The 13467-nt window shown below is 47.9% G+C and carries 11 protein-coding genes; all 11 read right to left on the bottom strand.

Annotated features, from left to right (window positions below; translation table 11 throughout):
• Positions 1-30 precede the first annotated feature (30 nt).
• Positions 31-1650, bottom strand: coding sequence for a hypothetical protein (locus ACWHYZ_RS04955; protein WP_447986179.1), 1620 nt, complete (start codon positions 1648-1650; stop codon positions 31-33).
• Positions 1647-2969: an NAD-dependent epimerase/dehydratase family protein gene (locus ACWHYZ_RS04950; RefSeq protein WP_447986178.1), complete on the bottom strand. Its 1323-nt coding sequence runs from the start codon at positions 2967-2969 to the stop codon at positions 1647-1649. The genes ACWHYZ_RS04955 and ACWHYZ_RS04950 overlap by 4 nt, the downstream gene beginning before the upstream one ends.
• A gap of 10 nt (positions 2970-2979) precedes the next feature.
• A complete protein-coding gene (locus ACWHYZ_RS04945) occupies positions 2980-3915 on the bottom strand; it encodes a glycosyltransferase family 2 protein (RefSeq protein WP_447986177.1) in 936 nt (311 codons plus the stop codon).
• Positions 3916-3926: 11 nt separating this feature from the next.
• The gene (locus ACWHYZ_RS04940; RefSeq protein WP_447986176.1) at positions 3927-5930 is read right to left on the bottom strand and encodes an ArnT family glycosyltransferase; all 2004 of its coding nucleotides are present in this window, start codon (positions 5928-5930) and stop codon (positions 3927-3929) included.
• Between the two features lie 44 nt (positions 5931-5974).
• On the bottom strand, positions 5975-7042 hold the full coding sequence (locus ACWHYZ_RS04935; protein WP_447986175.1) for a glycosyltransferase family 4 protein: 1068 nt from the start codon (positions 7040-7042) through the stop codon (positions 5975-5977).
• Between the two features lie 4 nt (positions 7043-7046).
• On the bottom strand, positions 7047-8174 hold the full coding sequence (locus ACWHYZ_RS04930) for a glycosyltransferase (protein ID WP_447986174.1): 1128 nt from the start codon (positions 8172-8174) through the stop codon (positions 7047-7049).
• A gap of 123 nt (positions 8175-8297) precedes the next feature.
• Positions 8298-10250 (bottom strand): asparagine synthase (glutamine-hydrolyzing), encoded by a 1953-nt coding sequence (asnB, locus tag ACWHYZ_RS04925; RefSeq protein ID WP_447986173.1) that lies wholly within the window; start codon positions 10248-10250, stop codon positions 8298-8300.
• Positions 10250-10681: a serine O-acetyltransferase gene (locus tag ACWHYZ_RS04920; protein ID WP_447986172.1), complete on the bottom strand. Its 432-nt coding sequence runs from the start codon at positions 10679-10681 to the stop codon at positions 10250-10252. The genes asnB and ACWHYZ_RS04920 overlap by 1 nt, the downstream gene beginning before the upstream one ends.
• Positions 10682-11016: 335 nt before the next feature.
• Positions 11017-11169 carry a DUF5989 family protein gene (locus tag ACWHYZ_RS04915; RefSeq protein WP_447986171.1) on the bottom strand — a complete coding sequence of 51 codons (153 nt, stop codon included), beginning with the start codon at positions 11167-11169 and terminating at the stop codon, positions 11017-11019.
• Positions 11169-11582: an SxtJ family membrane protein gene (locus ACWHYZ_RS04910; protein ID WP_447986170.1), complete on the bottom strand. Its 414-nt coding sequence runs from the start codon at positions 11580-11582 to the stop codon at positions 11169-11171. The genes ACWHYZ_RS04915 and ACWHYZ_RS04910 overlap by 1 nt, the downstream gene beginning before the upstream one ends.
• Before the next feature lie 7 nt (positions 11583-11589).
• Positions 11590-13431 carry a carbamoyltransferase family protein gene (locus tag ACWHYZ_RS04905; RefSeq protein ID WP_447986169.1) on the bottom strand — a complete coding sequence of 614 codons (1842 nt, stop codon included), beginning with the start codon at positions 13429-13431 and terminating at the stop codon, positions 11590-11592.
• Positions 13432-13467 lie beyond the last annotated feature (36 nt).

Below are 13467 nucleotides of genomic sequence, written 5' to 3'. Positions count from 1 at the left end.
CACTACATTCGCTTCCTCTACAAGACTCGCTCAACGGCATTCTTGCTCATGTCTAACGAGCTTTTGCGCGACGCGATGAGCATTTGCCATAAGTGAAAAAGTCAGCCCTTTCGCAGGCAAATATTTCAGGCTGGACCCGTCAGCAACGAAGACCCTTTTGGTGCCATGTAATTTCCCATCCGGAGCAAGTGTAAAGGCCTTTTCCTGAAGAGATACAGGCAATGTCCCGCCATAATGAATACTGGCCCCAAACCCTGGATAAACTCTTTTTATGGGATAACACCGTAATTTTCGTAGCGCTGCAAGATACTTGCGCTCCCGTCGATCTGTTTTTGCAGTTTCTTCACCCGTCATGGAATAATCAGCTCGTAAACTATCTCCCGTGATCGAATTATCATCTTCAACTAACCTTAAAGTTTTGTGCGAACCCGCAGAATCTGGATGATGAATGCCCGCAATAACAAAGCTCGATTGTAGATATTGCATGATGCTTCGACCGTCAGCATAGTTCAGTGGCATCTCCTTGAGGAGTCTGAACAACAATAAGGAACGATAGCTAAACAGACATGCAACAGCGACATCAGTATGAGTGCGATCTTGGTCATGATACAAGACGAGTTGGGCCATGCTGCTCTTGAACTGCTCAATGGGCTGTCCGAGCATGGCCGGTTGAAGGCAGGGCACATAGCAGTAGTGATTACAGATCAAGGGCAAGCGACCCGCGTCCCTAAATGAGCGCAGTACTATTCGAGCCGTACCAAGCACGCCTGGTGCGAGAACCAACTTTTTACACTGAAAGATGTCTTTCTGATTGGTATCGGTTCGATGAACGAAGACGCTGACATAGTTTCCATGCTCTTCAAATTTGAGGACGAGACAATTTGGTTGGTATGTAAAAGAAGAATGCTTTAAGAGTTGACTGGTAGTTATCCAAGGCCTATAGGCGGAGAGCCCGTGATCCGCATAAAAATCCATATCATGATAAGAGGTCTGTTTCCGATCCCCCAAATCTTCAGTAAGTATTGCCATGCACGGTTGGCCCATGAAGAAACCGTTGTGATTTAGGGAAAGGCGCTTACGTCGATAGGTTTCGTAAAGAGTATGGCAGTTTTGATCTAGACGAAGGGGAGGTTGGTAATGCTTAAGATCTCCTAAAGTATAGGCGGCCGCATCATCACGCACGCCTGAAATTCCGATCCGCCGACTCACAGTCTCATAGGCTACCTTCATCTCCAAGCGGTCAAGACCCGCCTGGTCCAATTCCGGATCGGAAAAGACAAAACATCCGAGGCCCCAGCCATTCCCTAAGCCTCCATAGGCAAGGCTTTCCATTGGAGTGAAGGAGCCCGACAACAACGGAATCAGTCGTTCTACGTCTCGAACCATAAACTGGCGAGAAGGTGTCAGTTGAGCACCAACCTTCACCTTCCCCCATGGTATCCCTTCGAGCTCATCTCCAACAAAATACCGGTGCTGATTGGTATCTTGTTGGCGCAAGGTGGTAAAGTCCTGGTTCGGAATGAGATCTTTGTATTTCTCATCTCGATGTCCCACATCCAACATAGCAACTTTGGCTCCATGCTCGACAAGCGTTTGCGCAGCCTGAGCGCCGGTTGCACCAGATCCAACTACAATATAATCGTGTATCACTTCGACTTTACCTTCACCATTTGAATAAAGAGGAGGCCCAGTAGCGTAGTAAGACCGGCACGGAGACCAATGCCGAAGAGCCTAATCCTTTGAAACCGGGTACATGTTTTTGGCAAGAAATGGTCGCAGTGTTCGGGAGAGGCCTCCAAGATCGCCAGCATCGTATAAATTTTTCGTCTAATACCACCTTGCGGCTGTAGAAATGCCAACCCGCCGTCGATCATTCGCAATGTGCGGGGATACCGTTCGATGATTCGCCATAAGCGGTCTTCATCTCGATCAAACCTAATATTCAATCGCTGGATCGCGCTTGCATAGCGATACTGAAGCTCAGGACTAGCTGTGATGTGAAGCAAATAACGGCTAATGAGAGCAGCGTCCCGCAAGATAGCAGGGTCATGGGCCATGTGATCTCGAACGAGAATATCTAATGACCGTACCGGTATGCCGAGAAGGGCCATATCAGTCGCGGTGTCCATCCTTTCAACTGTAGTAAGCCCTTTGAGATTCACACTCGTAATGGGCAAAGACAAACCTAAATGCTCAGCCGTGGACACCAAAGCTGCTATAGGCCACATCGGCACTGTGACGACCAATTTCTTATGTCCTCCCCTTGCTAAGGCGAGCTCCTGTAAGAATTCGACTAGTAACGCGCCATGCGGATGTCCGAGCTTCAATATTCTCCCGTTAAGCTGATGAGCAATTTGATCGCATCGCAAAACGGCGTTGCATAAATCATCGATATGAATAGCCTGTACGATCGTTTTCGCACTATGTAGAAGAGGAAGGAAAGGCCACGAATCCACCATGCGGCATAAACGTCGGTATAGGCCTTGATGGCCGTGGCCTGTCACCAAGCCGGGACGAAGAATGATGATCTTAAGTCCTGTATTTGAAAACCTCGATAGTAAAGTTTGTTCTGCTAAATACTTTGATCTACCATAGTCCGATGTGGCGTCCGCCCTTGCTGATTGGGATGAAATGAAAATAAATGTCTCCACCTTCTGTCGAAGCGCCATTTCAGCAAGTTTCAAGGTTCCGTCGACATTGACTGCCTGCGCCATCTCCCATCCGCTCTTCACCCATGCAGCACAGTGAGCAATACTATTGACGTTTTCCAGAGCTTGCGGAGGAATGCTACCAGGCAAATTTCCAGCGTATCGATGTTCGTTGGGAATGCATGAAGGGATAGACGGAGTAGATCGAGAAAGCGTCTTGACGAGGTACCCGCGAGCAAAGGCGGCGATCGCTAACTGCGCGCCAATAAAGCCATTCGCTCCAGTAATAAGTAGTGTCTTATGGTGGTAGGACTGTTTCACCAGCAGATGTTCACTTCGGACTTTCCTTGATTTCTAAGATAATGGCTTGAAGTATCAACTCAAAGCCCAACACCAGGGGTAAGACGCTGAGCATCACTGTACCGGTGGAAGCAAATTGCTTAAGCAAGCTCGATTTTGCCCATGTGTATGCCCCGAAAAAGAAGCCCCATGAGAACAGTGTTAGCCCGCAGATCCAGAAAAGGGCGACCGGAGAGAAGTCTCGAAGCACGTCTTTTTGATAGATCCGATACCAGAAGCGCCGCCATAAATAGATCGGAAATGTGACCAATACCTCAGAAATTGACATCGAGGATCTTTCTTCACCATATCGAGCTGGTATCGGCACGTCTTTCACACGAACTCCAAAGATATTCAAATGGACAAGCATATCATTCTCGAAAAAATATCTTTTGGCCAAATGATCAAGGTCAATCCATTTCAAGGCTTCAGCTTTAACAGCTAGAAATCCATTTTGGGGATCGAACACATGCCAATAGCCTGAAGCCAATTTGGTAAGAAATGTAAGGCCGTAATTGCCGATCAGCCGATGGGTGGGCATTTCCTTAAGTTTGGTATTGTCGAGAAATCTATTGCCCTTGGCATAGGCATAGCCGTCATCTATTAAAGGATCAAGGAGTGCTGAAATATAGGTTGGGTCCATCTGACCGTCACCGTCCATTTTTACAATTATCTGGGCACCCTCTTTTAACGCTCGTTTGAAACCCGTCACCATTGCACCACCGACACCTTGATTCGTCTCGTGCTTGACAATGGTGACACGAGGATCAGACAGCTGCGCTAATATTCTGCTCGTGCCATCAGACCCGCAGTCATCCACGACAATGGTCTCATCCACGAAGTCTGGTATCGTTTTTAAAACATCCAGAACGTGAGGCGCTACATTGTAGGCAGGAACGACCACGGACACTTTTTTACCTTTATACATGTCGTGTGCCCTCAGTGAGTGTCAGATCTCTGATAGAGGCTTGCTTCATCACGTAATTGACGTTTTTTATAAACACGTATGCCATAAGGACCTGTGTGTTCCAACAGCCACGTGCGACCTCCTAATGATTGAGGCGAGAAACTAACGCCTAAAATAGTAGGCTTTTGCTCAAACTCCTTCACCAATTCATATTGCTGTTCAGAAACCAGATCCATAAGGACAGTTGCTTCAGCCTGAATTGGTGGCGCAAAAGGTGTCCAATCCTCCGGTCGGTACGTATAGCCAAGACTTGTCAGATCGGCATATTGCTTCATGATTTCATAGAGAGTCTTTGGCAGGATTATAAACTCTGGATATTCCGTGTAGTTAGCAATTTCGAACCTGCTCAGCGAATTCGGATCAGGTAATAGGCCGGGCGACCCGGCCAGCCAAAGATCGGCTTTCATACCGATGCGACTGCCTTGAGGGACATAGGTACTGATCCAACCGGCCGTTTGCACCGGTATGACATGTAATGATCTTTGAAGATTTGCCCAGGCAAGGGAATACAGAGATGAATACGACATAACAAATATGAACGTCACAATGGACAATGTCCTCAGGATAATCGAATGTCGTACGTTCATAACCTGCACTATAAGAATAGCTGCTAATAGACAAAATACCGGCATAATATCCATCGCGAACCGATTCACCTTAACGGAACTCAGCTCGAGTGCAATATAGAGCGGTAATGCTATGAATAAGAGTAGAACAGCTTTCAGATCCCTGATGTAGAGACAGTAAATAATTCCAAGACACCCTAGGATAAAAAGCGGGATGCCAAGATTCTCAGGGAAATAAGAGAGCAAGTACGATGGCGCCGGGTTGCCGGCAGGGAAAAATCCTCCATCAGCAGACGCATAGGTTTTGGCAATCCAGGTCGTGTACCTCAAATAATTATTCAGATTGAGGATCGCAGGCACTCCAAGGGCAACGACAATGGTAAGTGACATGGAGGCGGCGGGAATAAGCCAAAGACGTTGATGCCTTGAGAATTTCTTGAACCATGCCCATGGCATAAGGCCCTGCCGGTGCGGGATGTAAAGACTGAGCACGGTCAAGCTCGCAACAACACCGACACATAATATCCCGATATGATAAAGACGATTCACCATCTGAAAATGATGTTCAAACGGATGGTCATGTGGGTACATATCATAGAGAGATTGAAAACCAGACCAAACCAGGTTGTTATGAAACAGGGTGATGTAACAGATTCCTATGGAGACACTAAGAACCGTATAGAGCATGTAATTCCACGCGTAAGCGACCTGTGGATTACCATTCCCTGTTGCTGCCTGACTTTCAGTATCGTCTATGAAACTTTCACGATCATTACTGGCGCCGGACACAAAGTAGACCATAAAAAGCATCAGAATCAGCATAACAGGGAAATATTTTGATGAGACGGCCAACCCTAACAAGACACCCATCAGAATCAAGTTAGTCATCGACTGTTTCTGAATGCTTCTAAAAAAGAAATATAAAGCCAGCATAGAAAAGAATGTCGGGTACATCTGAACATTGTCTGAGCTATAAATGGCAATCATCGTAACCGCATAGAATGACATCGCGGCCAAGCCAACTGGCACACTCCACTGCCTGCCTATCATGTATATGACAAGCAATGTCGCAACGCTGACTCCAATATTGAAGACCAGGCAGTAGTGTGCAAAGTCGAGCGCTTCAGGCAAAACGGCTTGGAGCAACATACCGGTGGAGGCAACTATTATGGGAGCGACCGGAGGATAAAAGAAAACTTCAAAATGTAGCGGGTTTCTCGCATCAAATAGCGGCTTTGCTTCATCAAACAATTGCCCGCATGTTCCCACAAATCGAAGAGTGCCATCACTGATTTCAGCAAAGGCGAAAAGCCTGAGCACTGCTCCAGCTAGCATAATCAAGGTAACCAACAAGACCTCCTGCTTGATCCCAAGTCGACCCCAATAAACCTTATCTTCTGAAATCGCCATTGATTCTGACCGTGTATGTATCAGCCCATGCAAGAAAGTGCGCTTCACTGGTTGCTGAGTCGTCGGTAAATTTGCATCATCAGATCGACCCCGCCGCGTGTTTCAGATTCATTCCGCTGGTTAGCCATCAGTTCTTCGCGATGGTGAAGGGCATAATTCAATTGTTTCTCGAGATCGTCGATTTGACCGGGCTCAAAGAGCACAACTCCTTTAGGTCGTAGGCCGGTGCTGCTTGCGACGACAGGAATTCCTAAGGCAAGCGCCTCCCTTACGGATAGAGAATCACCATCGAAGTACGTCGGCCGTAGAAACAGACCGAGGTGTCGCATCACGCTCAAAGAAACGTTTGCATCTACAGACCCTGCGAGAAAGACATGCTCGCGCACGTCGGCTAACCCAGGTAACTGGTTCGCTTCCTCAGGGCCAATGCCTAAAAGGACCAGTCCAAGATTAGGATGCTTGTGAAGAAGTCGTTGGATCCCCTGAAGCGCCAATGACGCTCCGTACTCAGGCGCCAGGGTGACTGTGGCACCGATGAGTGGAGTGTGGGCGTCGCAAAACTCTTTAACATCCCTAGGAACGTCGATCAGCTTTCTGGTATGCAGCCCCATGAATCCCGGTACAATCTCAATTCGGTCCTGGCGCTCTCGCACGTTTTGAATGGCTTCCACCATATTCTGATTTCGGCAAATGACAACACCTGCCAAAGCAAGAACAGCCTTTACAACTAGCTTTTTCCATCGATTCAGGTGAAGCAGGTAGGCCGGAAGATTTCCTGACCCGAAAGCAATAATTGTTTTGCGTCCGTTCAGATAACCTGCCGCTGAGCAAATTAATGCCGAAATCCAGCTTTTAAGGTTATGGCCGTTTGTTTCAAGATGGATGAAGTACCCCCTCCGGGCAAAACTCATGACCTTGTGGAAAAAATCCAAAGCGCCTCTCACACCAATGCATTCGCCGTTTATCACAGATCGGCCTTCACCGATGTTCAATACTTCAACATGGCATGCACGCTGCGCCAGTAAGTACTGCTGGAGATCAAAGACCGTCATTGCAATGCCTCCATAGGGTGGAGGGTAGGGACCAACCAACAACAGTTTGAACTGCTTCATGCCCTTATCCTGCATTACGTTTTAGCAAGACTTCATAGAGACTTTCGAATCGCCTGACCATTCCGTCCGCCGTAAAGCGTTCGATGATCCTCTGCCGCCCCGCCTTCCCCATTTTTTTCCGAAGTTCAGGGTCTGCACATAATTTTTCCAAGCGATTTTGCAGAGCCTCAGGATCACCAGCTGGCACGAGATAGCCCGTGATCCCGTCAATTACTAATTCACCTGTGCCACCAGTATCTGTCGCCACGACAGGTAAAGAGGCGGCCATGGCTTCCATGACTGAATTTGGAAAACCTTCGTTCTTCAAGGAAGGCAGCACAGCAATGTCAGCAACTTCAAAAAAAGCAGGAACATTCTTTAGCTCTCCCGTCATCTCCACACAATGCGTCAGTTTTAATTCACTAATTCGCTGGGCAATCAACTCCTTCATAGGGCCATTGCCAACGATAAAGACTTTCAGCGTGGAGAAACGATCTGCCAGATGGCGACAGGCCTCCAGCAGTACCAAATGACCTTTTTCAGGGCGAAGATTTGCCACAACTGCAACGGACGGACCGGTGCTTTTTTCTTTTCGTGAATCCAAAGAGTGCTGCCTACGTCCATCGAACCGGTCCAGATCCAGACCATTTTTGATAACCCAAACCTTGTCCGAGACCAGCTTGTCACGAACCACCAATTGATCCTTGATGCTCTCCGCATTGGCGATAACCCCGTTGGTCAGCTTATAAACCAACAATTCTGTGCGGTGCTGTCCTGATGTCCTCATTGAGGCTTCATCTCGTCTAGCTCCAAGAATAATGGGAACACCACTTATTCTGCCCCATGGAACGGCGAAGAGATTCGAATAGAAGTCAAAACACTGAACAATCTGAATGCCGGCTTGTTGAAGTAATTTGCTAAACGCTATCCCCTGTTTGAAGAATGCACAACTGAAAAAGCTCTGAAGAGGAAAGGTATGTATAAACTCTACATCGGCCGGAAGTTCAGACAGAAGCGGCCCCTCTTTCTTAAAACAAGCAACGAAAGGCTCATACCTTGTGCGATCGAGGCGCTTGATCAGCTCGAGGGCTTGACGCTCTGACCCACCAGCACGGAAGCTATTGATGAAAATTAATACCTTACTTCTACGCATACAAAAAGATCGCAACTCTTTTCAAGATTGTCTCCGATGTGAATTTTGAAGCAGATTTAGGAGCCTGAGAAATGAACACCAGGCGAGGAACAAACTCTCATCTGCTTCATCATCCGATTCACGCTATAGTCTTGGTATGGTGGCAGAGTTTTGTGGTGATCCGGCGAAGCCCAAAACCGGCTCTGTACAAGAAAGAGGAGGCACCCCGTCCAGGTATATCCGACACCACGTTTCAAGAATGAGTAACATCCAAATCGTCGTCGCTAATTCCCGACGCCCACCCTCATACTGCTGTACCAACCGACTCACCTCGCATTGATTGAACAGCCCACGTGTACGTGTCCGCTCATTGAACAACACATCATTCACATACTGTTTCAAGTCTTCCTTAAACCAGAATTCCAACGGCACCCCGAATCCTTGTTTCTTGCGTTGAAGAATTTCTGTCGGCAGATATTTCTGAGCCATCCGCCGTAGCATGTATTTTGAAATTCCATTTTGAAATTTCATGCTGACTGGAAGTCTCGTAACATACTCAAATAATTCATGATCAAGAAGAGGTTCTCGTGCCTCAAGCGAATGAGCCATGCTCATCCGATCGACCTTTGTCATCACGTCAGCAGGCAGATAGGTTTTCGTATCGATATACTGCAATTGAGACAACCATGGCTCATTCGATCCAACCTCGAAATGTTCCATCATTATGGCCTCGGCTTCACGGTCAGCAGAGACAGCATGATAGACCTCCGGCATAAGAAGCTTGTGCAATTGCCCGGGCGCGAAATACGAGATGTTATCCAGATAGCGAGACCGCGCAGGCAGTGAAATATTGCGAAACAGGCTCTTGGCTGGAAATCCTTCAGGCAGTGCGTCACTAGCCCTGCCAAGCGCCTGCCGGGTAAAGTTAGGCCAACGTTGATATCGATGTCGTTCCAGGTCAACTCGGTAGCGGTCATATCCAGCAAATAGCTCATCGCCTCCATCCCCACTCAGTGCGACCTTCACTGACTCTGACGCCAGTTTCGATAGATGATACATCGGGATAGCTGAAGCATCACCAAATGGCTCATCAAAGTGCGCAACAAGCCGTTCAATGAGACCGCAGCTTTGTGGACCGACAATCAATTCGTGATGATCGGTGCTGAAATGCTTCGCCACCATTCTGGCATAGGGAAGTTCATTGTAGGTTGGCTCTTCAAAACCAATTGAGAAGGTTGAGACCGGTCGGCCGATCTGGTGGGCCATGAGAGCCACGACCAGACTGGAATCAAGTCCACCACTCAGAAATGCACCTAATGGTACGTCACTTATGAGTCTCAGATTTACGGCTTCTTGTAATCGTTCCTCTAGTTGGATACTAGCTTCTTCTTCGGACAAGTCCAGTCTGTCATCTTGCGAAGCGATAGCACCATTCCAGTAGGATCGAATATTAAGTCTTGAATTACACAAGGTTAAGAGACATCCAGGAGGCAACTTCGAGATATTTTTAAAAATTGACAGTGGATCTGGGACATATGAATAACGGAGATAATAGAGTAAGGCATGCGGATCTAGTTGCCGTTCGACAGCCGGGTGGGCAAGGACAGCCTTTAATTCAGACCCGAAGATTAATTGCTGCTCATCCCAATAGTAATACAGCGGCTTCACGCCGAGGCGATCACGGGCAATAAGCAGACGGTCCTGCTCTTTGTCCCACAGAGCAAAAGCAAACATCCCGCGGAGCTTGTGGACACACTCGTCGCCAAGCTCTTCATACAGGTGGACGATCACTTCGGTATCTGACGATGTAACGAGTGTGTGACCTCTTCCTCTCAACCAGACAGCGAGCTCGCGATAGTTATAGATTTCTCCATTCAATACAACCCAAATGCGGTTGGTTTCATTTGAAATAGGTTGATGCCCGGTGCTGAGATCAATGATGCTAAGGCGCCGCATACCTAGTGCGACTGAGTCGTCCAAGTAGATACCTTGATCATCGGGGCCGCGATGCACCATTGTTTGGCACATGGCTTCAATGGTGGCTCTAACAGGAGGCCCGGTTCCCTCTGCTCCAACGTAACCAGCAATCCCGCACATTAGTTGCAGCTTTCTGTTTGGTGAGGTGGGAAGACAATGTCTTCATAATCCGTGCGGTTGATGTACCCATCGGAGCCTTTGAAGGAAATTATTTTAGCTGGAGAACCAACAACGACGGCATTGTCAGGCACATCATGCGTGACGACACAATTCGCACCAATGGCTGCATTATTGCCGATGTATATACCACCAAAAATCTTTGCCCCGGGCCCAATAAAGACGTTATTGCCTATTTTAGGGATCCCTTGTTTTTCACCTCTATAAGATTCTCCAATGGTGACATCGTGACTGATGTTACAGTTTTTCCCGATGACGCACCCATCGTTAACCACAATGCCTCCAAAATGACCAATATACAGTCCACTCCCTATCTCAACACTAGGATAAATCGAGATACCAAATTTGTACTGATACCGCTTCAGGATGATCATACAAAATAAATACAAAGGTCTTCCGAATTCTCGCCAAGTTGCCTTTGAGAGGTACTTACACAACCTCATATGGAATGAATACTTATACCCCTCTGAAATCACTAAATACCTTAAACACGTTCTTAGATCGGCGCGGCCTGAATATCTGTACAAATCGGAATACCAAAGCGATCTCAACTCACATATGCGCATGAGACATAACACCCTATAAGACATACAAGCCGGAATGAGTGCTCGTACTCATCTGGGTCGATGCAGGATAGGTTCACCTAGATCATGCCGTCAAAAAGCAGAATGACCGATCTTTTCACATAGTAGACAGTAGCCCTTCCAGCTTAAAACAGAGTATAGATGAACGGGGCGACGGCTGAACCCTGAGTTAGAATGATCAAGCCACCGAGCAAGACAAGCACAATAATCACCGGCGCCATCCAGTACACCTTTCGTTCTCTCATGAATTCCCAGAGATCTTTCAATAGGTCCAACATCAGAATGGTTTCTCCATGTTAACTCGGTATGTCGGAGGACAGAGATCCCAATAGGTCCTCGCGGATGGATCAAATCCAGCGATCATTTTTGATACTTTCTTTTCTTTAACAAAACGCAAAAGAATACCGAGAGGCAGGACTATGATCCAAAATACGATGCCGAGAATGATCCTTGTATTAATCCATCCAAGAATCAAACCCACTTTCATCCAAGGCCGATACACAAGATTCAGTGAAGCTGGGGCAAGGAGCGCCCAGACCGCCAACACCACAGCTACGCCCCATGGCCACCAAGGCAAAGGCCGATCCCGTAACCATGGCAGGAGTAGGCCGAACAACACGACCACAATAGCCCCGGTCGTTAAACCGAACTTGCGAAGCCCCTTTGAATCAAGTTGTGGAATTTCATGCATAGATTACCTAGTCAAGTTCAAATTCAGATTTCCAAGCTTCATCCTGCTTCCGAATCGGTTGATCCGCCTTCGCGAGCAGAAAGTTTTCGACCACCAAGTAGTCCATTTCAGTACGCATAAAACATCGATAGGCGTCTTCAGCCGTACAAACAATCGGCTCTCCCCTTACATTGAAGGATGTATTCACTAACACTCCACAGCCCGTTCTGGCCTCAAAAGACTTCAGCAGACGGTAGAATCGAGGGTTTGTCTCCCGATGGACCGTTTGAATGCGAGCGGAGTAATCGACGTGCGTGATGGCTGGAATCGTCGAACGAGGCACATTAAGCTTCTCAATCCCGAAGAGCTGCTCCTGCTCATGGCTCATTGGTATGCGAAGAGAGTCCTTCACCGGTGCAACAATAAGCATATACGGGCTTGGGCGGTTGAGCTCAAAATAGTCTGATACCCGCTCGGCTAGAACGGCCGGTGCAAAGGGACGGAATGATTCTCGGTACTTAATCTTGAGATTCATCACCGATTGCATCTTGGTATTGCGTGGATCACCAATGATGGAACGCGTTCCGAGCGCGCGCGGACCAAATTCCATCCGCCCTTGGACCCATCCAAGGACCTTGCCGTCCTCGAGGAACTGCGCCAATAGGCTCATTAATTCGTCTTCTTCTATTCGCTTATAGACAGCGCCAGCCGAGTCAAGATCACGCCGTATTTCGTCATCGCTAAATTTAGGCCCAAGATAAGAGCCTGCCATGCTTGTGACGCTGCTGACTATTTGACGCGGATTATTGTGGTAGAGATGCCATACGGCGAGTGCACAGCCGAGCGCTCCACCGGCATCGCCTGCGGCCGGCTGGATCCAAATATCCTTGAACGGACCTTCGCGCAGAATGCGTCCATTCGCCACGCAATTAAGTGCAACTCCCCCAGCCAAGCACAAATAGTCAACATCCAGTTCCTTTTGGACTGTGCGGGCCAAGCGCAACATGATTTCTTCCGTCACTTCCTGCACTGAGCGTGCAAGGTCCATTTCCCTTTGGGTGAGACGCGCTTCACCTTGCCTTGGCTTCGCCCCAAACAATTCATCAAACTTGCGATTCGTCATCGTCAAACCGGTGGCATAGTTGAAATAGCTCATGTCCAAGCGAAACGACCCATCTTCCTTCAGATCGATCAAATGCTTCAAAATCAGGTCGACATACTTTGGCGTGCCGTACGGAGCCAACCCCATGACCTTGTACTCACCAGAGTTGACCTTAAATCCAGTGTAATACGTAAAGGCGGAGTAAAGCAGACCTAAAGAGTGAGGGAAATCGATTTCTCGCTTCAGGGTGAGGGTGTTGCCCTCCCCTAACCATAAAGTTGATGTTGCCCATTCGCCCACTCCATCCAAACACATCACCGCAGCACGTTCGTATGGACTCGTGAAAAACGTCGACGCGGCATGGGATTGGTGATGCTCGGTAAAGAGGAGTGCTGGCAGGTTCGAAACGCTGCAGCCACCGAGACTGGCAAGTTCCTTTTTAAGCACGTCTTTTAAATACAGCTTTTCTTTTAGCCAAACAGGCATGGCCGCCAGGAAGGACCGGAAACCCTTTGGAGCGTAACTCAAATAGGTTGTAAGAAGCCGTTCAAGCTTTACCAGGGGTTTCTCATAAAATACGACCTGATCAACCTGCTGTAAAGTGATCCCGGCTTCCTTTAGGCAGTAGGCAATAGCGTTTTTGGGAAATCGAGAATCGTGTTTCTTCCGTGAAAAGCGTTCTTCCTGAGCCGCAGCAATAATCTCCCCATTCCGCAATAGGGCCGCCGCGCTGTCATGGTAATAGCCCGAGATGCCTAAAATGTTCACCTACTTACCTCACCTCCAAGTACAACAAAAACTAGC

It is taken from the genome of Nitrospira sp. Nam74, from assembly GCF_965152615.1.
Note: the sequence above shows the minus strand (reverse complement) of the source record. Positions and strands in the feature narration are given on the sequence as shown.